This window comes from Methylobacterium sp. DB0501 (assembly GCF_011043735.1).
GTDB classification, from domain to species: domain Bacteria; phylum Pseudomonadota; class Alphaproteobacteria; order Rhizobiales; family Beijerinckiaceae; genus Methylobacterium; species Methylobacterium alsaeris.
In genome coordinates this window covers 495,667-519,623 of the sequence record NZ_JAAKGV010000001.1, presented here as the reverse complement: position 1 = coordinate 519,623, position 23,957 = coordinate 495,667, and the positions used below count along the sequence as shown (strand labels likewise).

Annotated in this window: 22 protein-coding genes; 2 read left to right on the top strand and 20 right to left on the bottom strand. The window is 63.3% G+C overall.

Translation table 11 applies throughout. The features are described from left to right. Window positions 1–21: 21 nt before the first annotated feature. The 9 genes from G4G93_RS02410 to kdpF form a co-directional block, all read right to left on the bottom strand. Window positions 22–351, bottom strand: a complete 330-nt coding sequence (locus tag G4G93_RS02410) for a hypothetical protein (protein WP_123834561.1) — start codon at window positions 349–351, stop codon at window positions 22–24. Window positions 352–560: 209 nt separating this feature from the next. After that, window positions 561–1,529, bottom strand: coding sequence for a magnesium and cobalt transport protein CorA (locus tag G4G93_RS02405; RefSeq protein ID WP_099957413.1), 969 nt, complete (start codon window positions 1,527–1,529; stop codon window positions 561–563). A gap of 467 nt (window positions 1,530–1,996) precedes the next feature. Beyond that, complete coding sequence (locus G4G93_RS02400) at window positions 1,997–2,749, bottom strand: STAS/SEC14 domain-containing protein (RefSeq protein ID WP_099957414.1); 753 nt, start codon at window positions 2,747–2,749, stop codon at window positions 1,997–1,999. Between the two features lie 44 nt (window positions 2,750–2,793). Beyond that, entirely contained in the window at window positions 2,794–3,513 is a 720-nt protein-coding gene (locus G4G93_RS02395) for a response regulator (RefSeq protein ID WP_099957415.1), read from the bottom strand. Next, complete coding sequence (locus G4G93_RS02390) at window positions 3,485–6,175, bottom strand: sensor histidine kinase (protein WP_099957416.1); 2,691 nt, start codon at window positions 6,173–6,175, stop codon at window positions 3,485–3,487. Before G4G93_RS02390 ends, G4G93_RS02395 begins: the two co-directional genes overlap by 29 nt. Before the next feature lie 37 nt (window positions 6,176–6,212). Next, complete coding sequence (gene kdpB / locus G4G93_RS02385) at window positions 6,213–8,234, bottom strand: potassium-transporting ATPase subunit KdpB (RefSeq protein WP_395413620.1); 2,022 nt, start codon at window positions 8,232–8,234, stop codon at window positions 6,213–6,215. Between the two features lie 78 nt (window positions 8,235–8,312). Next, complete coding sequence (kdpC, locus tag G4G93_RS02380; protein ID WP_099957418.1) at window positions 8,313–8,993, bottom strand: potassium-transporting ATPase subunit KdpC; 681 nt, start codon at window positions 8,991–8,993, stop codon at window positions 8,313–8,315. A 10-nt stretch (window positions 8,994–9,003) separates the two neighbouring features. Next, a complete protein-coding gene (kdpA, locus tag G4G93_RS02375; RefSeq protein WP_099957419.1) occupies window positions 9,004–10,707 on the bottom strand; it encodes a potassium-transporting ATPase subunit KdpA in 1,704 nt (567 codons plus the stop codon). A 130-nt stretch (window positions 10,708–10,837) separates the two neighbouring features. Further along, window positions 10,838–10,933 carry a K(+)-transporting ATPase subunit F gene (gene kdpF, locus G4G93_RS02370; protein ID WP_206289431.1) on the bottom strand — a complete coding sequence of 32 codons (96 nt, stop codon included), beginning with the start codon at window positions 10,931–10,933 and terminating at the stop codon, window positions 10,838–10,840. 502 nt (window positions 10,934–11,435) lie between these two features. Between kdpF and G4G93_RS02365 the strand changes: the two genes are divergently transcribed. Both G4G93_RS02365 and G4G93_RS02360 read left to right on the top strand, forming a co-directional pair. Further along, window positions 11,436–12,332 carry a LysR family transcriptional regulator gene (locus G4G93_RS02365; protein ID WP_099957420.1) on the top strand — a complete coding sequence of 299 codons (897 nt, stop codon included), beginning with the start codon at window positions 11,436–11,438 and terminating at the stop codon, window positions 12,330–12,332. A gap of 179 nt (window positions 12,333–12,511) precedes the next feature. Beyond that, window positions 12,512–13,750: an outer membrane beta-barrel protein gene (locus G4G93_RS02360; RefSeq protein WP_099957421.1), complete on the top strand. Its 1,239-nt coding sequence runs from the start codon at window positions 12,512–12,514 to the stop codon at window positions 13,748–13,750. 370 nt (window positions 13,751–14,120) lie between these two features. Here the strand turns inward: G4G93_RS02360 and G4G93_RS02355 are convergent, their stop codons facing one another. Genes G4G93_RS02355 through trbB form a run of 11 tightly spaced genes read right to left on the bottom strand, consistent with a single transcriptional unit; the run spans window position 14,121 to window position 23,889 of the window. Then, the gene (locus G4G93_RS02355; protein ID WP_099957423.1) at window positions 14,121–14,345 is read right to left on the bottom strand and encodes a DUF2274 domain-containing protein; all 225 of its coding nucleotides are present in this window, start codon (window positions 14,343–14,345) and stop codon (window positions 14,121–14,123) included. Between the two features lie 2 nt (window positions 14,346–14,347). Continuing rightward, on the bottom strand, window positions 14,348–15,568 hold the full coding sequence (locus G4G93_RS02350; RefSeq protein ID WP_099957424.1) for a TrbI/VirB10 family protein: 1,221 nt from the start codon (window positions 15,566–15,568) through the stop codon (window positions 14,348–14,350). Beyond that, window positions 15,565–16,614 carry a P-type conjugative transfer protein TrbG gene (gene trbG / locus G4G93_RS02345; protein WP_099957425.1) on the bottom strand — a complete coding sequence of 350 codons (1,050 nt, stop codon included), beginning with the start codon at window positions 16,612–16,614 and terminating at the stop codon, window positions 15,565–15,567. The genes G4G93_RS02350 and trbG overlap by 4 nt, the downstream gene beginning before the upstream one ends. Next, a complete protein-coding gene (gene trbF / locus G4G93_RS02340) occupies window positions 16,611–17,294 on the bottom strand; it encodes a conjugal transfer protein TrbF (protein WP_099957426.1) in 684 nt (227 codons plus the stop codon). Before trbF ends, trbG begins: the two co-directional genes overlap by 4 nt. Further along, window positions 17,294–18,649 carry a P-type conjugative transfer protein TrbL gene (gene trbL / locus G4G93_RS02335; RefSeq protein ID WP_111467807.1) on the bottom strand — a complete coding sequence of 452 codons (1,356 nt, stop codon included), beginning with the start codon at window positions 18,647–18,649 and terminating at the stop codon, window positions 17,294–17,296. The genes trbF and trbL overlap by 1 nt, the downstream gene beginning before the upstream one ends. A gap of 4 nt (window positions 18,650–18,653) precedes the next feature. Continuing rightward, window positions 18,654–19,043, bottom strand: coding sequence for a putative entry exclusion protein TrbK-alt (gene trbK-alt / locus G4G93_RS02330; protein WP_099957428.1), 390 nt, complete (start codon window positions 19,041–19,043; stop codon window positions 18,654–18,656). A gap of 10 nt (window positions 19,044–19,053) precedes the next feature. Then, on the bottom strand, window positions 19,054–19,830 hold the full coding sequence (gene trbJ, locus G4G93_RS02325) for a P-type conjugative transfer protein TrbJ (RefSeq protein WP_099957429.1): 777 nt from the start codon (window positions 19,828–19,830) through the stop codon (window positions 19,054–19,056). Further along, window positions 19,827–22,283 (bottom strand): conjugal transfer protein TrbE, encoded by a 2,457-nt coding sequence (gene trbE / locus G4G93_RS02320; protein ID WP_099957430.1) that lies wholly within the window; start codon window positions 22,281–22,283, stop codon window positions 19,827–19,829. The genes trbJ and trbE overlap by 4 nt, the downstream gene beginning before the upstream one ends. 12 nt (window positions 22,284–22,295) lie before the next feature. Then, window positions 22,296–22,577 carry a VirB3 family type IV secretion system protein gene (locus G4G93_RS02315; RefSeq protein WP_099957431.1) on the bottom strand — a complete coding sequence of 94 codons (282 nt, stop codon included), beginning with the start codon at window positions 22,575–22,577 and terminating at the stop codon, window positions 22,296–22,298. Next, window positions 22,577–22,909 (bottom strand): TrbC/VirB2 family protein, encoded by a 333-nt coding sequence (locus tag G4G93_RS02310; RefSeq protein WP_099957432.1) that lies wholly within the window; start codon window positions 22,907–22,909, stop codon window positions 22,577–22,579. The genes G4G93_RS02315 and G4G93_RS02310 overlap by 1 nt, the downstream gene beginning before the upstream one ends. Next, window positions 22,906–23,889 carry a P-type conjugative transfer ATPase TrbB gene (gene trbB / locus G4G93_RS02305; RefSeq protein ID WP_099957433.1) on the bottom strand — a complete coding sequence of 328 codons (984 nt, stop codon included), beginning with the start codon at window positions 23,887–23,889 and terminating at the stop codon, window positions 22,906–22,908. Before trbB ends, G4G93_RS02310 begins: the two co-directional genes overlap by 4 nt. Window positions 23,890–23,957: the final 68 nt, after the last annotated feature.

The following is a 23,957-nucleotide window of genomic DNA, read 5'->3' as shown; positions in this document are numbered from 1 at the left end:
TTCTGGATTCATCATTGTGCCTCATCGTGCTCCCCGCAGCAGAACATGGTTGCTGGCGCGCGGCGGGCGCGGAGACACCGATGATGGATTGGCGGGCGCCACGGTCCATCTCATTGCGTGCGAGGCCTTCTCGGAGGGAATGTGGAGAGGGTTCGCCGGAGAGCGCCTCGGTAGCTCGATCTGATCAAAGATGTGGCGACCGAGCACGAGCAAGGCGCTGCCCGCGCTCATGCCGACGAAGCCCAACGCCGCCAGAAGCATCTCAAAGGGCGTGGCTTCATGCAGCGGAAGCACATGGACAAGTGCGTACAGGCGGCTCAACGCAAGTGCGGCAATGATCACGCCCAGCAAGCCCGCTAGTCGTAACCCTGCATTCCTTGCATCAGTTGCTGCGATTGGCATGCCGCCCTCCATGGTGGCGGCAATCCAACTAAAGGCACGATCATAAAGATTCGAGATCAGATTTTCGGGCTAGACGTAAAGATGGTGTATATATGCGCCTTACTTCCTAAGTCGGCAGCCGTGAGGTATGCCGCGTCTTTGGCCTTAAGTAGTGTGGGCTATAGCCATCCAGTTTTTCGGAAGCGCCGGTAGAGTGTAAGGCATATCACGGCGATGATCGACATAACCGCAGGGTAGCCATAGACGGAATGCAACTCGGGCATATGCTCGAAGTTCATCCCGTAAATGCCAGCCAAGGCAGTCGGCACGGCCAGGATCGCCGCCCATGCCGCCAGTTGGCGGGTGATGGCGCCAGTGCGTTGTTGCTCCATCAGATTGCTGAACTCGAAAACGGAAGTCAGCACCTCGCGGAGACCAGTGTTCATCGTCTCCACCCGCCGCACGTGATCCAGCACATCGCCGAAATAGTGGCGAGCCTCGGCATCGATGCAAGGATGGTTGGTCTGAGCTAACTTACGGGCCACCTCCTCCATGGGTATCAGGATGTGTCCAAAGCGAGTGAGCTGACGCCGAAGCGTGAATATTCGGGCGATCTCGGTTCGACCCAAGAAGGCGTCGAGCGTGCGCTGCTCCATAGCCGAGACTTCTTCCTCGAGCGACTCGACCAGTGGAATGTACCCGTCGACGATGAAATCCAGCACTGCGTGCAACACATAGTCCGTGCCTTGGCCGAGGAGATCTGGCGACTCTTCCAGGTGCTTGCGCAGCGGAAGGTGTGATCGGGTTGAGCCTTGCCGCACCGTGATGATGTGACTGTGACCGAGGAACACGGCGGTCTGTCCGTAGGCAATGACGCCGTCGTCCAGTTGCGCGGTGCGCGCGATCAGGAACAACTGATCGCCGTAGATATCGACCTTCGGCAACTGGCCGTCTTTGAGCGAGTCTTCTACCGCGAGTGGGTGAAGATTGTAGAGGGCCTGTAATGCCATGACGTCCTCCGCGCATGGGTCCGACAAGCCTATCCAAACGAACTCGGAGCGATCCGTCGGGCAATCAACCCGTTCGCCGATGTCGACCTCGCGAATCCGACGACCGTCGCGGTAGAGATACGCTGCGATGACTGGCATCAGTCCTCTTTCTGTATGAGGAGGTGCGGCCCGAGCTTAGTCGCCCGACCTGCAGTCGTCATCGCGATGACCGACGATTGTGTGCGGCTACAGCGCTTGTGACGTCGGGCTGATTGGCTCGCCGTGGTTCTAAGCGGCGCGGACATTGCGGTCGATGCCGGCTTGGGGAGCACCTCTGGTCGGGGCTTGACCTCGCTCTCGGCGGCCGGCGGTAAAATCATGTTCGACCGATTGGATGACTCGCCTCGACGTCTCGCGCAGCCAACTCGCGGCGCGTTGCATATCGCGCGGCGAGATCGAGATGAAGTCTCTTGACCGCTACATCTGAAGCGTTGGCCGCTAACTCCAGTTCCTGTGCCGCCCGGCGGGCGAAATATGCTTCGTCCGATACCGGATCGACGCTCTTCGCGTTGGTGCTCCGGACCGAGGAAGCAGTCTCCGATGGGCTGGCGGGGACGGGCTCTTCTTCAGCCGCCATGGCGGCGCAACCAGGCCCGTGCAGCCTCTTCGTCGCCAGCCGCGAAATGACGGGCTTCCATCTTGAGCAGCGGATCGAAGAGGTTGGTGAGGCGACTTATCCAGTCGGGCCCGCCGACGAGCGCATATCGCTCGATATGGCGTAACAGTCCGATCTTCAGTTCGAGCAGCCTCGTATCAACGAGCAGCGACGGCTCGAAGCCGTCGTAGTGACGGACGATGCCGAGGAGACGGCGACCGCCCCCGCCGCTGAACGCGGCCGAAAGCCTCTCGGCGAGATTGCGCGCATCCGCGCTGGTGATGCGCCCGTCGATCTCGAAGGTGAAAATATCGGAATCACCGTTCTCTAAGACCCGCAGGCTTTCAGGATGCGCGCAATCGACGTCACCGCGAACCCAGGCGAGGGCGTGCTCCCGACGATCGGGCGTATAGGACTGATAGCTGACATAGGGCAGCAAGGCGTTTTCGATCCGGGCGGCGTTACGGATCCAAGCCTGGTCGCTGACGATGGCGATCCGTCCGAATTGTCTGAGCCGTGCCAAGTAGCGGAACGCATTGCCAAGATCGCTACGCCACGCCTCCGAGGACATGCCCTTGAAGTTGCGGACTTCCGCGAAGACATGGACGGTGTCGCCGCGCTCAAGCGCCGTATCAAGCTGCCGCATGGCGGTTTCGACGTCAGCTTTCTCGATACGGCCGTCGGTGGCCAATTCGATGACAGTTTCATTCTGATTTTCGGCCATGATCTGGTCCTTGCGGATTGTCGGATTGATCCGGTTGTTCAGCCTCAGCTATGACGTGCCTCGGCGGCCTCCAGGCCGGACAAGCGGTATCCGACCTGCAATTCCGTCAGGAGGTGCTGGGGCTGCGACGGCTCCTCTTCGAGCTTTTGCCTGAGCTGCGCCATGTAGATGCGGAGGTAATGGGCGCGTTCTGAGTATCCGGGACCCCACACCTCCATAAGCAGTTGGCGGTGGGTTAGCACCTTGCCGTGGCCACGGACCAACGCCGTCAGAAGTCGAAACTCGTTGGGCGTGAGATGGACGGGTATGCCCGCGCGCGCAACTTCGTGCGTGGCAAGATTGATGGTGACCGACCCGAACTTGGCTACGGGCGACGCTGCGCCGCCGTTCGATACGGTGCCGGCGCGCCGCAGTTGTGCCCGCACTCGCGCCAGGAGTTCGGGCACGCCAAACGGCTTGACCAGATAGTCGTCGGCGCCGGCGTCAAGCGCCTCCACCTTTTCGGTTTCCTGCTCGCGCGCGGATAGTACGAGAACGGGCGCTGACATCCAGCCGCGCACTTCCCGGATCAGCGTCTTGCCGTCGCCGTCGGGTAGTCCGAGATCGACGATCATCAGGTCGGGCTTGCGACTGCCCGCATTCAGCCGCGCCTCTTCGGCCGTCGCCGTCTCGAAGACATTCATGCCCTCTTTTTCCAGCGCCATGCGGATAAAGCGCCGAATATCGGCTTCGTCTTCAACGATCAGAATGCGCGGCTTGATCATGGATCGGTTCACTTTCGATCGCAGGCGGCGTCCCAAGCGGCAGTCGTATCTCGAACGCAGCTCCGTTTGGTTTGCGCTGTTCGGCTCGGATGCTTCCGCCGTGAGCCGTGATGATACTGCGGCAGAGCGCGAGCCCCAATCCAACGCCGGCGACCGACGACTCCTTCTGCCCGCGCGCGAACGGCTCGAAGAGCATTTCCGGATCCCGCACGGGGAGCCCGGGGCCATTATCTTCAACGATAAGATACATGGTGTCCGCCGTAGCACCGGCCCGAACGTTTATCGTGCTATCGCGCGGCGTATACTTGGCGGCGTTGTCGAACAGATTGATAAGAACGCGCTCGATGAGCGTGGCATCGGCCTCTATGAGCGGAAGATCCGCCGGCAGATTGGTGCGAACCTTGCGAGGTTCGAGGATCGCGCGCGATTGTAACACGGCGCTGCCGACGATCTCGCTCAAGGAATTCCATTCCTTGTTGAGCCGCACGCCTTCGCTTTGCATGCGTGCCAGGTCGAGCAGGTTGGCAACGAGGCGCTTGAGCTCGTCGGCCTGAACCCGGATCGAGCGCGCCAGGTCACTGCGATCTTCGACTGGAAGCTCTTTGCGATGCTCGAGCGTCTCGGCCAGGCCGCGGATCGCGGTCAGCGGCGTCTTGAGGTCGTGCGATACGGCCGACAGCAGCGCGTTGCGGAGCTTCTCACCCTCCATCCGGACCAGGGTTTCCTGTGCGACTTCCATGAAGTGGATGCGCTCGAGCGTGAGGCCAATGGTCGAGCAGCAGGCATCAAGCAGACGGCGATCGTCCGGATCGTCGGGCAGCGGCGCGCCGACCGGCACGACCGCCAGCACTCCGCGCATGGCCATCGACGCTTTCAGGGGAAGGTACAGGGCGTGGGCGGCGCTCAAGGTCTGAGTGCCAAGGCCCGCTTGTTGTCCATGATCGAAAGCCCATTGTGCGGTCGATGTATCGACAAGGCCGGGGTCCTCGGTAGGCATCAAGCGCTCGTTCTTGTCGGGAACCAGGAGGATGATCCGCGCTTCGAACAGTGGTGTCAGCGCTTCCCGGCAAATCGCGACAACTTGGTCAATCTTGATCGCGCTTGAGAGGTCGCGGGCGATCCTGGCCAAGGCCGACGCCCGTCGTTCTCCGGCACGGGCTACACGAGCTTCCGATCGGAGGCGCGCCGCGAGTTGGCTGATCACGACTGCGACTACCATCATAAGCGCGAAAGTGAATATGTATTGCGTGTCGGTGACCGCGAACGAGAGCTTCGGCTCGACGAAGAAGAAGTCAAAGCAGCCTACCGAAAGCAGGGACGCCCACGCCCCGGCGAGGCGGCCGAGTCGCAAGGCGATGAACACGGTCGTCACCAGGAAAAGCATGACGACGTTGGAAAGATCGAAAAAGCCTACGAGCTGGGAGGCGAGGAAGGTCGCCGCGCCGCATGCGAGCGTGGCGATGCCAAGCGCCGCGATCTGCGTCTGCGGCTCCTCCGGTATCCAACGAACTCGGCGGGTCGCCCGGACTTCGTCAACGCTCAGCAGCAGGAGCCCAATTTCCGGATTGGCGCGGGCAAGCCGTTCCTGCAATCGACGTTTGAACGTAAATATGCGTCGGCGAGCTGTGTTTCCGATGATGAGCTTGGTGGCGTTGCGCTTTCGAGCATAGTCGAGGATCGCCTCGGTAATGTCTTGGCCAGGGACATTTGCAAACTCCGCGCCGGCTGATTGGGCCGTCTTCGCGATGACGAGCAGCGCCTCGCGGGATCGCGCGTCATTATTTTGATAGGGCTGATCGACGTGGACGACGATCCATTTGGCCTGAAGCCGCTGGGCGAGGCGCCCGGCTTCACGGACGAGCTTTTCCTGGGACCGATCCGCGCTGACGCAGACCATGAGCAATTCCTGCGTCGGCCAGACCGTCTTGATCGCGTGCGAGACGCGGTAGGTCCGGACATCGGCGTTGACCCGGTCGGCGACGCGGCGGAGCGCAAGCTCGCGTAGCGCGATCAGATTGCCGCGGCGGAAGAAGTTCTGACGCGCGCGCTCGATTGACACGGGCAAGTAGACCTTGCCGGCGTTCATGCGGGCGAGCAGATCGTCCGGCGGCAGATCGACCAGCACGACATCGGTCGCGGAATCGAAAATGCGATCGGGTACGGTTTCACGGACGCGAATGCCGATAATGCCGCCGACGATGTCGTTGAGGCTGTCGAGGTGCTGTACGTTGAGCGCGGTGTAGACATCGACGCCGGCGTCGAGCAGCTCTTCGACATCTTGCCACCGCTTGGCATGGCGGCTGCCGGCGACGTTCGTGTGGGCAAGCTCGTCGACCACCAGCAGCTTGTAGTCGGACGCCAGGGCGCCATCGAGATCGAACTCGGTGACAGGCCTGCCATTACCCGGCAACGTCTTGCGCGGGAGAATGGCAAAGCCGTCGATCAGCGCCTCGGTTTCCTTGCGGCCGTGCGTCTCGACGATGCCGATTCCGACGCGCACGCCCTCAGCCTGAGCCTGCCGCGCCGCTTGAAGCATCGCAAAGGTCTTCCCCACCCCAGCGCAGGCCCCGAAGAAAATCTTGAGCTGTCCGCGTTTGGAGTGCTCTGCGTTACCTCTTACGGCCTCCAGAAGAGCGTCCGGATCAGGTCGCTGATCGTTCATCGTCTACTGCCTCACGCCAGTGCCGCACGCCGTTCGTCTAAAAGAACGGCGTGAGCACGAGGTCGATGAGCTTTATACCTATAAATGGCACGATAATCCCGCCTAATCCGTAGATGAGCAGGTTCCGACCGAGAAGCCGCGCCGCCGGTTCGGCGCGATACTTCACCCCGCGTAGGGCGAGCGGGATTAGCACGACGATGATCAGCGCGTTGAAGATGACCGCAGAGAGAATCGCCGAGGCCGGGCTGTGCAGTCCCATCACGTTGAGCGCGGCGAGCGGCGGATAGGTCGCGACGAAGGCGGCGGGAATGATCGCGAAATACTTGGCCAGGTCGTTTGCGACGCTAAAGGTCGTGAGCGCGCCGCGCGTCATGATCATCTGCTTGCCGACTTCGACGACGCGCAGCAGCTTGGTTGGGTTGCTGTCGAGATCGACCATATTGCCGGCTTCCTTGGCCGCCTGCGTACCGCTGTTCATCGCGACGGCGACATCGGCTTGGGCGAGCGCGGGCGCGTCGTTGGTGCCGTCGCCGGTCATCGCGACGAGCCGTCCCTCAGCCTGGTACTGGCGAATAAGCCGGAGCTTGTCCTCCGGCGTCGCCTCAGCCAAGTAATCGTCGACGCCGGCTTCGGCCGCGATGGTCGCTGCCGTCAACTGGTTGTCGCCGGTGATCATCACGGTCTTGATGCCCATCGCGCGAAGCTCGGCGAAGCGCTCCTTGATCCCGCCTTTGATGATGTCCTTGAGCTCGATCACGCCCAGGACATTGGTTCCGTCGCTAACGACGAGCGGTGTGCTGCCGCGGCGAGAAACTTCTTCGACGGTCGTGGTCACTTCCTTGGGGAAGACACCGCCCATCGCCTCGACATGGGCGCGGATCGCACTGGCCGCACCTTTCCGGATCTGGCGGCCGTCGATGTTGATGCCGCTCATTCGGGTTTGCGCGGTGAAACCGATTGTCTCCGCGCCCTGAAGCTCGCGGCCGCGGATGCCGAAAGCGTTTTTGGCCAGGATCACGATAGAGCGCCCTTCGGGCGTCTCGTCGGCAAGGGATGCGAGCTGCGCCGCGTCGGCCAGCGCGGGCTCTTTGATGCCGGGCGCGGGATGAAACTTCGTCGCCTCGCGATTGCCGAGCGTGATCGTGCCGGTCTTGTCGAGGAGGAGGACGTCGACATCACCCGCCGCCTCGATCGCGCGGCCAGAGGTGGCCAGCACATTGGCCTTCATCATCCGGCTCATACCGGCGATGCCCACGGCTGAGAGCAGTGCTCCGATCGTCGTCGGGATGAGGCAAACGAGAAGCGCAATGAGCACCGTGATCGTCACCACCGTGCCCGAGCCGTTGATGATCGTGCTGAAGCTAGAGAACGGCAGGAGGGTGACGCAGACGAGCAGGAAGATGATCGTGAGTGCGACCAATAGGATCGTGAGTGCGATCTCGTTGGGTGTCTTGCCACGCTTAGCGCCTTCGACCATCGCGATCATGCGATCGAGGAAGGCCTCGCCCGGCTTGGCAGTGACCTCGACAACAATCCAGTCCGAAAGCACGCGTGTGCCGCCCGTCACGGATGCGAAGTCGCCGCCTGCCTCGCGGATGACGGGGGCGGACTCGCCGGTGATTGCGGACTCATCCACCGAAGCTGCGCCTTGCAGCACTTCGCCGTCGGCCGGGATGATCTCGCCAGCCTCGACAAGCACGTATGCTCCCACACCCAGTTCGTCGCTCGCCTGAGGCCAGGATTCGGCGTCACGTCGCGGCTCCTTGAGCATCCGAGCGAGAACGCGCTGGCGGGTGGCGCGCAGCGCATCGGCCTGCGCCTTGCCGCGCCCTTCCGCCATGGCCTCGGCAGCGTTGGCGAAAAGGACCGTGAACCAAAGCCATGCGGCGATCGCGAAGATGAAGGGAGCGGACGCCTCGCCCTTGCCGGTCACGGCCTGAATGAAAAGCAAAGTTGTGACGATGCTGCCGAGAAACACGACGAACATCACCGGGTTCTTGATCTGAACGCGCGGTGACAGCTTCTTGAAGGCTTCCGCGGCCACTGATGCCCACGGCACTTGCTTGACGTTTCCGCCGAGGACGGCGGCGCTCTGCGCCGTAGGAGTCTCTAGATCGGACATGATGCCACCTCGGTTTTATTGGGCAGCCGGACGGGCCGGCGCGGCAGCCGCGTCGAGCGCGAGATTGAGTGCAAGGACATTGACGCGTGGGTCGCCGAACAGACCGAACTGCGGTCGATCGACATTCTCATTGATCAGCGCCAGGACGCGGTCCACCGCCACCCCTCGGGCGCGAGCGACCCGCTGCGCCTGGATGTTGGCGTTGGCGATCGAGATATGCGGGTCGAGACCTGAGCCGGACGCGGTCACCGCGTCGACCGGAACGGCGGCGTTGGCCGCCAGTCCGTTCTCCTGACGGTAGGCGATGGCGCGCTCTTCGACCGCGGTGAGGAGCTTCTTGCTGAGAACACCCTGGTTGCTCGCGGCGCTGGCTCCAGCGTTATACGGCTGGTCGACCGTCTTGGAGGGGTCCTGCGGGTCGGGACCCGACGTGGCGCTTGGCCGACTATGGAAATATTCCGGGCGTGCGAAATATTGTCCGATCTGGCGAGACCCGATGGCCTGCCCGTTTCTCTCGATCAGGCTTCCCTGAGCCTGGCTCGGGAAGAGCAGATTGGCGACGCCGGTTGTCGCCAGCGGATAGGCCAGACCTGTCACCACCATGAATAGCAGGGCTGAAACAAGCACCGGCCGGGCGATGCCCTTGAAGGCGGAGGTGGCAGAGAGGTCGGCGGATGTCGATTGATCGTTGTGCATGGCGATGTCCTCAGAATGTCGTGCCAGACAGCATCAGCAGATGCTCGACGATGGGGCCGAGCGCGAGCGCGGGGAGGAAGGTCAGACCCCCGACCACCAACACCACGAACACGAGAAGCCCTGTGAACAGCGGCGTTGCGGTCGAGAGCGTCCCTGGGCCAGCCGGCACCGTCGTCTTCGCCGCCATCACGCCCGCGACCGCCAGCATCGGCAGCAAGGTCAGATAGCGCCCGACCAGCATCGCGAGCCCAATGGTTGTGTTGAAGAAGGGCGTGTTGGCGTTGAAGCCGGCGAAGGCCGAACCGTTGTTGGCGGTGCCCGAGGTATAGGCGTAGAGCACTTCGCTGAAACCGTGGGGCCCCATGTTGGCCAGACTGTCGACGGTGGAGGGCATGACGCATGCGAGCGCCGTGAAACCGAGGATGCTGAAGGCATGGGCCAGAACAGCCAGCATCACGAACTTCATCTCGCGCGCCTCGACCTTCTTGCCGAGGAATTCGGGCGTTCGCCCGATCATCATGCCGACCAGGAAGACGGTCAGAATTGCATAGGTGACGAGATTGATGAGGCCGACGCCATCGCCGCCGAACACGTTGTTGAGCATCATCTGGGCGATCGGGACGAGGCCGCCAAGCGGCGTCAGCGAGGCGTGCATCGAGTCGACCGATCCCGTCGTCGCCGCCGTCGTGGTGGTCACGAACAGGCTGGTCTGCGCGATGCCGAAGCGAAGTTCCTTACCCTCCATGTTGCCGCCGCCGAGCGTTGCGGTCTGCGCCTGATCAATTCCCAGCGGCGAGAGCATCGGATTGCCCGCATGCTCGGCGCCGTAGACCAGCGCTAGGAAACCGAGGAACATGACGAAGAAGGCGGCGAAGAACGACCAACCCTGCTTGCGGTTGGCGATCATCGATCCGAAGACGTAGGTCAGGGCCGACGGGATCAACAACATGCTCAGGATGTGCAGCGTGTTGGTGAGCGGTGTCGGGTTTTCAAAAGGATGCGCGGCGTTCATGCCGAAGAAGCCACCGCCGTTGGTGCCGATGTGCTTGATGGTCTCGAGACTGGCCACCGGCCCGATGATGAGTTGCTGGCGAGCGCCTTCGAGCGTCGTGACCACCGTGTCGGCCGTCAGCGTCTGCGGCATGCCCTGCCACACATAGATGAGCGCAAGGACGAAGCAGACCGGGAGCAGCAGGCGGTAGGTGACGCGCGTGAAGTCGACCCAATAATTGCCGATGTCGCCGGCGCTCTTGCGGCTAAGGCCCCGGATGAAGCCGCCCGCGGCGGCAACGCCGGTCGCGGCGCTGACGGTCATCAGGAACGTGATGACCGCCATCTGCGACAGGTTCGAGAGGCTCGTTTCGCCAGAATAGGCCTGCCAGTTGGTATTGGTGATGAACGAGGCGACGGTGTTGAACGCGAGGTCGGGTGTCTGCGAAGAGCGACCGAGCGAATCGCCGGGCAGAAGTTGCTGGATGCGCAAAATCAGGTAGCCGAGCAGCATCATGGCGGCGTTGCTGAGGAGCAGCACCGCGCCATAGCGTTTCCAAGACATCGGCTCGGCGGGATCGACGCCCAGCAACCGGTAGGTGCCGCGCTCGATAATATTGTGTCCAGGCGCGGTGAAGATGCGCGTGAGCCACGGGCCAGTCACAAAGACGAGGCCCGTCATGATCGCCAGAACGACGATGAATTGATTCAGATCGTATCCCATCAGAGCCCCCTCAAATTCGATCGAGGGCCACGATGAACCCTGCTGTGATTGCGAAGAATCCGAGCGTTACCGCTACGAAGATGAGGTCGCCCATATTTGCCACCTGCCGGTTAGAATGGATCGTTGATGCTCAGAAGCGCTCAGGCTTCATGAGGGCGTAGAAAAGGTAGATGAAGAGGCCGACCGCGCAGGCGCCGGCCAGACCAATCATGAGGGTTTCGGTCACGAGGATTCTCCAAACAGCGCGACGACGCCGAAAGATCGTCTCTGCGTGCGCGAGCGCGGACGCACGCGGCTCAGTAGACGCGCAGATCTCGGCTTCTCGGCCAGAAAGTTGCTGAGCATTTTGGCTGCAGCTCCAGTTTAGTGTCAGTCTGCGGGACGCCTTTAAGACGTTGCACGTAAAGGCGGCGCTGAGTTTTTACGCCCGTGTATAAGGATGGCGTAAGGGAGCATGTCACAGCTACCGCCTGCGACGTTTCTTGGCCGGTCATGAATAGATGAATGCGAGTGAAGTAGAGTAGGCTTTCGAACTGGCGAATGAGGGCTGCGTCTTACGCGGTCTTTGCGGTCGCCCCCGAAACTCTACGCGATCCTTATGTCACGCGGGGTAAGCAGCTTCCTATAGCATCGCGTTCGACTCGACGCGTTCCAATCACAGGTAACGCCGAGATGCGCTGTAGCTTCCATCGCCGCCGACATCGCTGCACAGCTCGGCCCCTCCGGCGGTGAAGGCATTTGAGCTAGAACTTAGGCACATACGATACGTTGTGACGGCCGCCCGGTTTGGAAGCTTTCGCAAGGCATCCTCACGCCTTGGGGTGCGGGAGTCGACGATCAGTCGACAGGTCAGAAACTTGGAGGACGGGCTGGGCTCCAGCCTATTTCTTCGCAAGAGGTCGGGCGTTTCGCTAACGCAAGCTGGCTCGATTTTTGTCGAGCATGCCCAAGCCGCGCTGAACGAGATTGATCGCGCGGTAGGCGATGTCGGCACGATAGGTCGCGGCCGGTCCGGTACGGTTCGCGTCGGCCTGTCATCTCCGCTCGCAACCGGGTTTCTCGGGGAGCTCCTTATTCGCTTTTGTCGGCAGCATGAAGCGGTGCAGCTTGAGTTTGTGGAAGGCACACATACACAGCTCTTCGAGGACCTGGAGCGCGGCAATCTCGATATCGCGTTCATGGCCGCGCCGCTTGACACTGGAAGCCTTGCCACCAAACGGCTGTGGAGCGAGGATGTGTTCGTCGTCTTGCCGGAGAGTGATGCACTCACGAAGAAGAGCGAAATCGCGTGGAGTGACATCCGGCTGAAGCAGTTTCTGGTGACCGAAGCTACGCCGGGACGCGATATCGAAGCGTTCGTTTTCCGGCACCTCTCCTCTATTGGATATTCGCCACGGATACAGCGTGACCGGGTGTCGTCACAGACCCTGATGCAGTTGGTTGCGATTGGCAGGGGCATCTCGATAGCAAGCCAATCGGTCGCGGAGACGTCGTTCCCCGGCATCACCTATCGGAGGCTCGAAGGGTGTGCGGTGCCCTTCTCGGCGGTTTGGTCGACCGAGAATGACAACCCGCCCTTTCGTCGGCTGCTGAGCTTGACGTCCGGGCAAGCAGCTACTGCATAATGGTCGAAGCCGCCGTTTCTGAGTTCCATTACCGCCAGGCGGTCTAAGCGGCGTCAAACAGTGCCGATCCCTCCCAAATATATATGCGATCCTTACGTCCCAGCGTCAGATAAAGCGCCGACTTTATACGCGTAAAATTAGTGCTTCGCTGCATCTGCCCAATCAAATGGGGATGCAATATGCCCGGACCTGCCGATTTCTCTGCTATTCGCAAGTCGACGCCGCGACACAAACGGTGGTTGACATCGCCCTCGACCCTGGCGCTTGGAGTGGCGTGCGCTACGCTCTTCGGCGCGAGCGCGGCATATGCAGATCCGGTTCCGGCACCCAGTTTTGCTGGCCCCCTCGTCCCTAATCCTGACGCCATCGCGCTTGAGGCAGGACCGTTCGGTCAGGTTCTGGTGTCGGGCCAAGTGACGGGCATTGGCGTCGCGCAGACCAATGCAACGCACGCCGGCGGGATCGGCAACCGCGATGGCTTCGTCGATATCAGCAACGCGCAAGTCCAGTTTCAAACGACCCGGGGCCCGCTACAGTTCTATGTTCAGACGGGCATTTACTCCATCCCTTCGCTGGGTACGTCTTACCTGAAGGCGACCGAAGCGACAGAACAGCTTTTTGGTCCGGTTCCGGTGGCGTACGCGAAAGCGGTGATATCGCCCGAACTATCCGTGTCTGCCGGATTACTGCCGACGATGGTCGGCGCGGAGTCGACGTTCACCTTCCAAAACGTCAATATCGAGCGCGGCTTGCTGTGGAATCAGGAGCCGGCCATCAGCCGCGGCGTTCAAGTGAACTACGCCAAGGGAGCGGTCAGTGCGGCGGTCTCGCTTAACGACGGCTACTTTTCGGGAAAGCTGAACTGGCTCTCGGGCACGCTTTCCTACGCGTTTGATTCCTCGAATTCGCTGAGCTTCGTCGGCGCTGGTGCGCTATCGCGTAATGACAAATCCTCCTTCGCGACGCCTTTGGCGCAGAACAATAGCAGCATTTTCAATCTCATTTACACCCATACGAGCGGTCCGCTCACGCTGACGCCGTATCTCCAATACAGCCACGTTGGCCGCGATGATCAGCTCGGCATCAATCGTTCCGCCGATACCTACGGCGGGGCGCTGCTCGTTAAATACGCGATCGACAAGGAGTGGTCGCTCGGCGCGCGGGCTGAGTATCTGAAGACTAGCGGGGGAAGATGCGGATCGGACGCGTCGTGTGCGCCAACGAACTTGCTTTATGGTCCCGGAAGCAGTGCCTGGTCGCTGACCTTAACGCCGACTTATCAGAAAGGCATATTCTTCGCGCGAGGAGAGGTGTCGTACACCCGGATCGGGAACCTCGAGGCGGGCTTTGGCTTCGGTCGTGACTTCGATCGACGCGATCAGGTGCGCGCGCTGATCGAGACAGGCATACTTTTTTGAAGGCCGCACCGCGCTATCGCGCACGTGCGAGCTGATCGATGGGACCCGCGAACGCATAGTCGGCGCGATGATGGCAGCGAGCATTCATGATGCCGCATCTAGACGCCGAGTCGCGCCTGACGCTTCGACGCTTCGCTACAAAACTCTGCGTCTCCTCTATTATTGGGCTATACGGCCGGGCGCATTATTTCCCAATGGTGTCGTTCGTACTCTCGCTTTACTCGATCTGTAGCGCCGTCTTTGCGATCACGCTCCGTGAGAAATTCCTGAGGCGTGATGGGTTCAACCATTGGGACGAGGCGCTGTGGCTGCTTTTGGTTAGCACCGCTGTTCGCGTCATACACGGAATATACTGATGGGGTCGTCCCCGTCAGTCCGGAGCTGACTTCCTGGCGGCTGTGAACGCGCGATCGGTCGCGATGAAACGCTGCAACATCGGCGCTATGAGCTTGATCGGATCTGAAATGGTTTGCCCCTGTTCGCGCCCCAGGACCTCGGCGTAGAGCACCAAGTCGCGATGCAGCGAGGCCGGCAGTTCGAGCGACACCTTAACAGCCTTGTCTTCCAAGAGCGCGCCAAGCTTGAGCTTCGCCATGATCACCCTCCATATGGTTCTAGTACCAGATCCCGCGTCACGATCACCCTGACCGGGAAGCCCGGCCGGATCGTGAGCGTCGGAGCGACGTTAAGCTGGCGGCGAACGATCTGCTGACCGGCATCGTTGATCGTGTCCTGGCCACCATTGCGGATGGCTCGCAGCAGCCGGTCTTGATCATCGACGGCAAGTTCAGCACCGACGTTGAGGAGTGTGGACAGACCAGCGGCCTTGGCGAGATCCCACCAGTGGTAGTCCACGCCATCTTGAAGGCCGGCAAATCCTTGGGAGTCAGCTCCGGGTTGGCGTTCTAGCACGATCGAACGACCGTTCGGGAAAATCAGCCGGTTCCAGACCAAGAGCACGCGGCTCTGTCCGAATTGCACGCTGTTGTCGTACTGGCCCACGACGCGCGTGCCCTGCGGCACGAGAAGGATTCGCCCGGTCGGGCTGTCGTAGATGTTCTCGGTGACCTGCGCCGTGATCTGTCCAGGTAGATCGGAACGAATTCCGGTGATGAGCGCAGCCGAGATGACGGCGCCGGCTTGCAGAACGTTTGGAGACGGCGGCGCGACGACTCGATCGGGCGCCACCGTCCTGCGATCGGGCGCGGCATTGAGGAAGGCGTTCTGACGATCCTGGGCTGAAGGCGTTGCCGGCGGCGGCGCGAGCCCGAGGCTGGCGAGATTTGGCGTCGGCGGAGGCACGACGGCCGGCGTTGTTGCGGGGGCACCGACGCGGGACTCCGACCCGGAGAACAGCCGGCTGGTCCGGGCGGTTTCGATTTCCTGAAGGCGCCGCTGCTCCTCTTGACTAACCCCGGGATTCGGAGTCGCGATGCCAGGGGCCGGAACAGGCTGTCCGCCGTTCGCCGGGCTGAGCATCGGCCGGCCGAGATCGCCGGGAAGCGGTGGACCGAGCCGAGGAACACCGCTGTAATCGCGCGGCAGGCCCGCGAGCCCGTCAGCCGTCGAGCGATTCTCGGTCGAGTAGAGTTCCTCATTGGGTCGGCCGCTGTCGCGGGTTTGAAGCGCGTAGATCAAGGCGCCACCGAGGCCGAGGCTCGCGACGAGGCCCACGCCAGCCAGGACCTTGCGCGATAGCCGGGTGACGCGGGGTGGATCCGCGCGCAGCCGCATCGGCGCCGCGCTGGCCGGTTCGCCGGTCAACGGCTGCGCGTCGTCGTTGGGCGCATCCTCATTCCGGAGAGGGTTCTCGCTCACGAAGTCGGCCTCCCGTCGGTGCGTGTGATGCGAACGCGCCGCTGCCGATCGCCGGAACCAAACCGCAGTTCAGCGGCGGCGAAGAGGCGGTCGACGATCATGTGGTGCCCGCGCACGCGGTAGTTCACCAACTCTGAGGTGTCGCCTTCCGCGCCAACGACGAAGAGAGGCGGCATTTCGCCCTGACCGATGCCGCGGGGAAACTCGATGAAGACCTGGCGACCATCATCGAAAGCGCGCAAGGGACGCCAGGGTGCCCGATCACCTTCGATCGCATAGCGGAAGTTGACGTTGGCAAGATCGACACCGCTGGCCACAGGCTGCGCCGCCTGGGCCTCGGCGTTCTGCCGGCGCAGCGCAATGAGCTGGTCCTGCGGGTACTGCCAGGAGACCGATGCCATATAGGTGCGCTCGGTCGACCGAAGCTCCATGTGGTACGTGCGCATGTTGGTGTTGATGACGAGGTTGGTCATCAGTTCGGCGCGCGTTGGCTTCACCAGGATATGGATCTGCCGCGTCGCACCCGCGCCGCTCTCGGTGTCGCCGATGATCCAGCGCACGGTGTCGCCGGCGGCGACGGGGCCGGAGCCGACGAGCTGCTCGCCCGGCTGCAACGCGATATCGGTGATCTGACCGACGGCGGTATAGACCTGATAGAGTGCGCCTTGGGTGAAGGGATAGACCTGCATCGAATTGATGAAGCCATCGCGCACCGGCTGAATGCGCGCGGCGGCGTTGGCCTGGTTCACTCGCGCCGTCGGATCAGCGGGCTCGGCCGGACGCCGCGATGGCTCGACGCGCTGCAACTGGCCGGGCAGCGGCAGCGGGCGCGGCAGCTCGACCACGGTGACAGGTGCAGGCGGATCGACAGTCTGCACGGCGGGAGCCGCGTTGTCGTAGGAAATCTCGGGCGGCGGCGTGGTGGTGGCGCAGCCAGCGAGGGCAGTCGTCGCCAGCAGGATCGCCGGGATTGCGGCTCTGCGGAGAGCCGGAAATGCGAGACTGTGTGAAGCCGGGTTTCCGGCTTTACGGAAAGACGGCTTCATTGCCCAAGCTCCCGTGACCAATTTATTGCGTTGACGTAGATGCCGAGCGGGTTCGCCCGGAGGCGATCGGCGTTGCGGGGGATCTGGACCACGATCGTCAGGATCGCGGTCCAGCGCGTGGTCTCGGCGAGTTGGCCGTTTTCGTAGCGGCGCTCGACCCAGGCAACGCGAAAGCTGTCGGGTGACGCGCGAATGACGCTGGAGACATCGACGGCGATCTGCTGACGGCCTACCTTTGCGAACGGGTCGTTCGACCGCGCGTAGTCGTTCAGGGCTGCAGCGCCGCGGTCGGTCGTGAAATCGTAAGCTCGCAGCCAGTTTTGGCGGACGATGATGGCGTCCGCGGGAATCGATCGGACCTGCTCGATGAAGCGCGCGAGGTGAAAGGCGATTTGCGGATCGGTCGGACGATAGTCCGCCTGAGCGGGGGCAACCGCTTGCGCCTGGCCGAGCCGGTCGACTTGGACCACCCAGGGCACGATGGTCCCGCGGGCTGACTGTACGACGAGCGCGGTGGCGAATCCGGCTGACAGGAGCAACGAGCCAAACGCCATCAATCGCCAATTTTTGGCCTGGATGCGTGATGCGCCGATGCGCTCGTCCCAAACTTGGGCGGCGCGCTGATAAGGCGTCTCCGGCTCGGGAGCCTTGCCGTAATGGGTAGAGGGTCGTTTGAACATCAGCGATCGCCTTCGGACAGGTTGACGGACGAGCCACCGCCATGTGCGTCGCCTGAGCGAACGGCATGGGCTGTGGCCTGCGCGGCGTGGGTCATGTGTTGGGAGCGCCGCATGCGTTGCGCCCAGGCCGGAGCGCCGCCAGCGCGCGCGGGCGCTGCTCCGTCGCCGGCGGCATCACCGCCGATCGAGCCCATGGTGGAAGTTCCGCCTGTGGCTTCGAATGCCGCCTTGCCGCCAGCGCTGAAGCTGGAACGCATGCTTTCGGCAGCGCGCGACGCGGCACGGCGCAGCGGCGACACGGCGGCGCTGCCGCCGGCGCGGGCGACCCCGCCGAGCCCGGAAGCGACGCCGGCTGCACCGGACTGTCCGGCTGCGCCAAGGCTGTATGCGGTCGATGCGCCACCCGCGAGCGCGGCGCCGCCCCGAGCGGCGGCGGCGGCGCCACCAGCCAGTGCGGCACCGCCGGATGCGGCCGCGCCGACGGCGCCGGCGCCAAGAGCGACCATGCCACCGGCGGCAAGGCCCGTCCCGACGGCGGCGCCGGCGCTGAGTTGAGGACCGCCTGAGACGATCCCGCTGGCGATGCCGGGACCGAAGATGCCAAGACCGAGTAGCGACAGAGCGGCCAGCACGATCGCCATCGCTTCATCAATCGAGGGGTTCTGGCCGCCGAAACCGGACGTGAATTCGGAGAAGAGCGTCGAGCCGATGCCGATGATGACGGCCAGCACCAAGACCTTGATCCCGGACGAGATCACGTTGCCAAGCACTCGCTCGGCCATGAAGGCCGATTTGCCGAACAGGCCGAACGGGATCAGCACGAAGCCGGCGAGCGTTGTCAGCTTGAACTCGATGAGCGTGACGAAGAGCTGGATGGCGAGGATGAAGAAGGCGAGAAGCACCAGCGCCCAGGCCAGGAACATGCAGGCGATCTGGATGAAGTTCTCGAAGAACGACCAGTAGCCCATCAAGCTGGAAATGGAATCGAGCAGCGGCCGGCCGGCGTCCAGACCCGTCTGTGCGACCTTGCCCGGACGCAAGAGATCGGCCGTGGTGAAGCCTGTTCCACTGGCTTTGAGGCCGAGGCCCGCGAAGCTTTCGAAGATGATGCGGGCGAGGTTGTTCCAGTTGCCGATGATGTAGGCGAAGACACCGACGAACAGCGTCTTTTTGACCAGCCTGGCCAAAATGTCGTCGTCGGCGCCCCAGCTCCAGAACAGCGCGGCCAGCGTCACGTCGATCACGATCAACGTGGTCGCAATGAAAGCGACCTCGCCGCTGAGCAGTCCGAAACCGCTGTCGATGTAGCGGGTGAAGACCTCGAGGAAATGGTCGATAACGCCGGTGTTGCCCATGACGTTACCGAGCCTCGTCGAGCTGTGGGGTGAGGCTTGGCGCGGCGGCCGGCGGCATCGGAGGGTTGCGCTCATCAGGCTGAGGGGTGAGGCTCTCTCGCGGCGCGGACGGCATGTCCGGCAAACGCTCGGCCGGGCGGGCACCGGGCGCGAGGAAGCGGTTTCGGTTCTCGGCCCATGCGCGGCGACACGCCGGATCGCGCGGTCCGTCTTCGCCGAGCGCCTGGCAGCGGATCAGGGCGTCGCGCAGCGGATCGACCCGCGCTTGAACGGCGCGGCCTGACGACCAAGACGCTGGCGCCTCCTCTTTCCGCGTCATCTCGATCGCGGTCGCGGTGATCGCGACGGCGACGAACACCGCCGCGCCGATCCTAGCGAGCATCTTGCCGTCCATGGCCGCGGTCTCAGTTGCCGTTCGGGAACATGCGGGCGTTGCCCGGCTGGTAGCCGTTGCCAGGCGTCAGGAAGCGACGGCGTTGCTCACGACCCTGCTCGGCCGCGGCCGCACGCTCGGCCTCGGACAGACTCTGCGCACGGCCGTTGGCGGCCACGACCGCGGTGAGGTCGGCAAGCTGCTGCGCCTGCAGGGCGAGAAGCTGGTTGCCGGCCTGGGTCGCCTGCAGCGCACCGGTCGCGCCCTGGCTCTGCCCGACAAGCGCGGACATCTCGCTACGGTTGGTGTCGATGTTGCCGACAACGCCGGCCTGGACGCGCATGGCGTCCTGCAACCCGCCGACGGTGTTCTGCCAGCGTTCACGCGCCTGCGCGACAAGCGCTTGATCGGAAGCCGACATCGATGCATTTCCGTAGGTGGTCTGGAACGCGCGATCGATTTGCTGGACGTTGAGGGCGATGCCCTGCGCCTGTTGCAGGAGCTGCTGCGTGCGCTGTACCGATTGCTGAAGCTGCTGAAGCGACGAGTATGGCAGGCTCGCAAGGTTGCGGGCCTGATTGATCAGCATTGTCGCTTCGTTCTGAAGCTGCGTGATCTGCTGGTTGACCTGCTGGAGCGTCCGCGCAGCCGTCAGCACATTCTGCGCGTAGTTCGTCGGATCGTAGACGATGCCGCCGAATTGGGCCGCCGCTGGCGTGCTGATAAAGAGCGAGATAGCGACTGGTGTCGCAGCGATGATCGTGGCGAAACGCAGTGCGCGAGAGCGCGAACGGAATGAGCGTGTCATGAGAATACCTCCTGATGGGCTTGGGGGATGACGTTGGTGAGGTTGGGAATGAGATCGGCAGCCCAGGCGAGCCGGCTCGAGATCAGCCATTCGGAGAGGAAGCCGTCGGTGCCGCTTCGCGCGTGAACCTCGGCGATCAGCGCTTGGTGCTGCTTGGATGAGGCTGCGCACAGCGCCAGCGCGACATCGGATAGTCCGAGCTCGAACAGGCGGTTGCCGCGCCGCGACTGGCAGTAATAGTCGCGCTTTGGCATCGCGCGGGCGAGGATCTCGATCTGCCGGTCATTGAGACCGAAGCGGCGATAGATGGCGGTAATCTGCGGCTCGATCGCGCGCTCGTTAGGCAGAAGGATGCGTGTCTGGCAGCTCTCGATGATCGCCGGTGCAATCGCCGAGCCGTCGATGTCGGAGAGCGACTGGGTGGCGAAGATGACGCTGGCGTTCTTCTTGCGCAGCGTCTTCAGCCATTCGCGGAGCTGGCCGGCGAATCCCTCATCGTCGAGCGCAAGCCAGCCTTCATCGACGATCAGGAGCGTCGGCCGTCCGTCGAGGCGGTCCTCGATGCGGTGAAAGAGATAGGCGAGCACGGCGGCGGCGGCGCCGGTTCCGATCAGTCCTTCAGTCTCGAACGCCTGGACGTTGGCCTCGCCGAGATGCTCGGCCTCTGCGTCGAGGAGGCGGCCATAGGGTCCGCCGACGCAGTAGGGTCGCAACGCCTGCTTCAGGTCGTTGGACTGGAGCAGGACGGACAGGCCGGTCAACGTGCGCTCGGAGACCGGCGCCGACGCCAACGAGGACAGCGCCGACCACAGGTGTTCCTTGACCTCGGGCGTGACGGACACGCTTTCGCGCGCTAGGATTGCGATCAGCCAGTCCGAGGCCCATGCGCGCTCCGCGACGTCGTCGATCCGGGCAAGCGGCTGAAGCGACACGCTGTCTTCGGCGCCTTCGGTGAGGCCGCCGCCGAGATCGTGCCAGTCGCCGCGCATCGCGAGCGCCGCGGCCCGGATCGACCCGCCGAAGTCGAAGGCGAAAACCTGGGACTGCGGATAGCGCCGGAATTGCAGCGCCATGAGCGCGAGCAGTACGGATTTGCCGGCGCCGGTCGGACCGACGATCAGCGTATGGCCGACATCGCCGACATGGATGGAAAGCCGGAACGGGGTCGAGCCTTCGGTTCTGCCGTAAAGCAGCGGGGGTGCATCGAAGTGCTCGTCCCGTTCCGGTCCCGCCCACACCGCTGACAGCGGGATCATGTGGGCGAGATTGAGTGTGCTGATGGGGGGCTGGCGGACATTGGCGTAGACATGGCCGGGCAAGGAGCCGAGCCAGGCGTCTACGGCATTGATGGTCTCCGCCATCGCGGTGAAATCGCGCCCCTGAACGACTTTCTCGACCAGCCGCAGCTTCTCGGCGGCGATGCGCGGATCGTCGTCCCATACGGTGATGGTGGCGGTGACATAGGCTTGGCCGGCATAGTCGGCGCCGAGTTCCTGCAGCGCCATGTCGGCGTCGGCCGCCTTGTTGGCCGCATCTGTGTCGACGAGCGCCGAGGCTTCGTTGGTCATCACCTCCTTGAGAATGGCGGCGATGGACTTGCGCTTGGCGAACCATTGCCGACGGATCTTGGTCAGCAGCTTGGTCGCATCGGTCTTGTCGAGAAGGATGGCCCGCGTCGACCAGCGATAGGGAAAGGCCAACCGGTTCAACTCGTCGAGAATGCCGGGCGTCGTTGCGGTCGGGAAACCGACGATGGTGAGGATGCGCAGGTGCGTTTGCCCGAGGCGGGGTTCGAGTCCGCCGGTCAGCGGTTGATCGGCCAGAAGAGCGTCGAGATACATCGGCGTCTCAGGGACGCGGACACGATGACGCTTCGTCGAGATGGTCGAATGTAGATAGGTGAGTGTTTCGGCGTCATCGAGCCACGCGCATTCCGGCATGAAGGCGTCGATCAGATTCAAGATACGATCGGTACGATCGACGAAACCGCGCAGCACTTCGCGCGCGTTGACGCCGCCGTGGTCGCGACCCTCGTATAGCCATGCTTCGGCACGCGCCGCGTCTTCGGCCGGCGGCAGATAGAGGAAGGTGAGGAAATAGCTGGACTCGAAGTGCGCGCCTGCTTCTTCGAAGTCGGCCTTGCGTTCGGCGTCGACCAGCGCAGAGGCGCTGTCGGCGAACAGGCTGGAGGGATAGGTCGCGGCGTCGTGGCGTTGCGCTTCGACGAAGATGGCCCAGCCGGAGCCGAGACGTCGGAAAGCGTTGTTGAGCCGGCCCGCGACTGCGACCAGCTCGGCCGGCACGGCGCTGTCGAGGTCAGGACCGCGGAAGCGCGCAGTACGCTGCAGGCTACCATCCTTGTTGAGGACGACGCCTTCTCCGACCAGGGCGACCCAAGGCAGGAAATCGGCAAGCCGCGTATTGCGATTGCGATATTCGGCAAGGTTCATCATCGCGTCGTTCCCTCAGACCGACAGGTGACCGGGGACGCGCAGATGCTTGCGCACGACGTCTACGAACTGCGGATCGCGTTTGGCCGCCCAAACCGCCGCGAAATGCCCCACAGCCCAAAGCCCGAGGCCGACTAGCCATAGGCGAAGGCCGAGGCCGAGCGCGGCCGCCAGCGTGCCGTTGAGGATGGCGAGCGAACGCGGCGCGCCGCCGAGCAGGATGTGCTCGGTCAGCGCCCGGTGTACGGGAACGGAGAAGCCCGGCAGCTCGCCGCCATGATCCGCGCCGTCAGCCATCAGACGAGCGCCCCGCCGCCAAACGAGAAGAACGACAGGAAGAAGCTCGACGCCGCGAACGCGATCGACAGGCCGAACACGATCTGGATCAGCTTGCGGGCGCCGCCCGACGTGTCGCCGAACGCGAGCGTCAGACCAGTGATAATGATGATCATAACGGCGATGATTTTCGCGACCGGCCCCTCGATCGATTCGAGGATTTTTTGAAGCGGCGCCTCCCAGGGCATGGACGAGCCCGAAGCGTGGGCGGCGGGTGCCAAAGCGAGCGAAAGAAAAACCATGCACACCGCTGAGGCGATGTGCCGACGGATACGCAAAGCGGGTTTGATCATGACGGGTCTCCTGCGGAGGGCTGGCTTGCGGGGGTGATGCGGTAGTCGCCCTCAGGGCCGAGACCTTCGACGCGGGCGAGTTCGGCCAGGCGACGCGAGGCGCCGCGGCCGGAGAGCACGGCCACCAGATCGATCGTCTCGGCGATCAGCGCGCGCGGGACGGTGACGACTGCTTCCTGGATTAGTTGTTCGAGACGCCGCAGCGCTCCGATCGCGGTGCCGGCATGGATCGTTCCGACGCCGCCTGGGTGCCCGGTGCCCCATGCCTTCAACAGGTCGAGTGCTTCGGCGCCGCGGACCTCGCCGATCGGAATGCGATCCGGCCGCAGGCGGAGCGAAGAGCGGACCAGATCGGAGAGCGAGGCGACGCCGTCCTTCGTCCGCATCGCCACCAGATTGGGCGCAGCGCATTGCAGCTCGCGCGTATCTTCGATCAGGACCACGCGATCCGAGGTCTTCGAGACCTCGGCGAGCAGAGCGTTGGTGAGCGTGGTTTTGCCGGTCGAGGTGCCGCCGGCTACGAGAATGTTGCGCCTGTTGGCCACGGCCTGACGGAGGGTTTCGGCCTGACCAGCCGACATGATCCCGGCCGCCACATAGTCGTCCAGGGTGAACACCGCGACGGCGGGCTTGCGGATCGCGAAGGCCGGCGCGGAAACCACCGGGGGCAACAGCCCTTCGAACCGCTCTCCTGTTTCGGGCAGCTCGGCCGAAACGCGCGGAGCGCCGAGATGCACCTCGGCGCCGACATGATGCGCGACCAGGCGAATGATGCGCTCGCCATCGGCGGGGGACAGTCGTTCACCCGTATCGGAAAGACCTTCCGACAGCCGGTCGACCCAGAGCCGCCCATCGGGGTTGAGCATCACCTCGACGATCGCGGGATCTTCCAGAAACGTGGCGATCGCAGACCCGAGGGCTGTGCGCAGCATTCGCGCACCGCGAAGAATCGCTTCCGATTTCTGGTGAGTTGCCGCCACGTCGTCCCCGTTCTCTTGCGGGTCCGCGATGTGCGGCCCTGGATCGGGGATGAGTAGAAGAGGCAGAA

Excerpts from the sequence above, each read along its gene's own strand:
- G4G93_RS02405 (WP_099957413.1), bottom strand. The coding sequence starts at position 1,529 with ATGCCAGTCATCGCAGCGTATCTCTACCGCGACGGTCGTCGGATTCGC.
- G4G93_RS02400 (WP_099957414.1), bottom strand. The coding sequence starts at position 2,749 with ATGGCCGAAAATCAGAATGAAACTGTCATCGAATTGGCCACCGACGGC.
- G4G93_RS02395 (WP_099957415.1), bottom strand. The coding sequence starts at position 3,513 with ATGATCAAGCCGCGCATTCTGATCGTTGAAGACGAAGCCGATATTCGG.
- G4G93_RS02390 (WP_099957416.1), bottom strand. The coding sequence starts at position 6,175 with ATGAACGATCAGCGACCTGATCCGGACGCTCTTCTGGAGGCCGTAAGA.
- kdpC (WP_099957418.1), bottom strand. The coding sequence starts at position 8,993 with ATGCACAACGATCAATCGACATCCGCCGACCTCTCTGCCACCTCCGCC.
- kdpA (WP_099957419.1), bottom strand. The coding sequence starts at position 10,707 with ATGGGATACGATCTGAATCAATTCATCGTCGTTCTGGCGATCATGACG.
- G4G93_RS02360 (WP_099957421.1), top strand. The coding sequence starts at position 12,512 with ATGCCCGGACCTGCCGATTTCTCTGCTATTCGCAAGTCGACGCCGCGA.
- G4G93_RS02355 (WP_099957423.1), bottom strand. The coding sequence starts at position 14,345 with ATGGCGAAGCTCAAGCTTGGCGCGCTCTTGGAAGACAAGGCTGTTAAG.
- trbG (WP_099957425.1), bottom strand. The coding sequence starts at position 16,614 with ATGAAGCCGTCTTTCCGTAAAGCCGGAAACCCGGCTTCACACAGTCTC.
- trbF (WP_099957426.1), bottom strand. The coding sequence starts at position 17,294 with ATGTTCAAACGACCCTCTACCCATTACGGCAAGGCTCCCGAGCCGGAG.
- trbL (WP_111467807.1), bottom strand. The coding sequence starts at position 18,649 with ATGGGCAACACCGGCGTTATCGACCATTTCCTCGAGGTCTTCACCCGC.
- trbK-alt (WP_099957428.1), bottom strand. The coding sequence starts at position 19,043 with ATGGACGGCAAGATGCTCGCTAGGATCGGCGCGGCGGTGTTCGTCGCC.
- trbJ (WP_099957429.1), bottom strand. The coding sequence starts at position 19,830 with ATGACACGCTCATTCCGTTCGCGCTCTCGCGCACTGCGTTTCGCCACG.
- trbE (WP_099957430.1), bottom strand. The coding sequence starts at position 22,283 with ATGATGAACCTTGCCGAATATCGCAATCGCAATACGCGGCTTGCCGAT.
- G4G93_RS02315 (WP_099957431.1), bottom strand. The coding sequence starts at position 22,577 with ATGGCTGACGGCGCGGATCATGGCGGCGAGCTGCCGGGCTTCTCCGTT.
- G4G93_RS02310 (WP_099957432.1), bottom strand. The coding sequence starts at position 22,909 with ATGATCAAACCCGCTTTGCGTATCCGTCGGCACATCGCCTCAGCGGTG.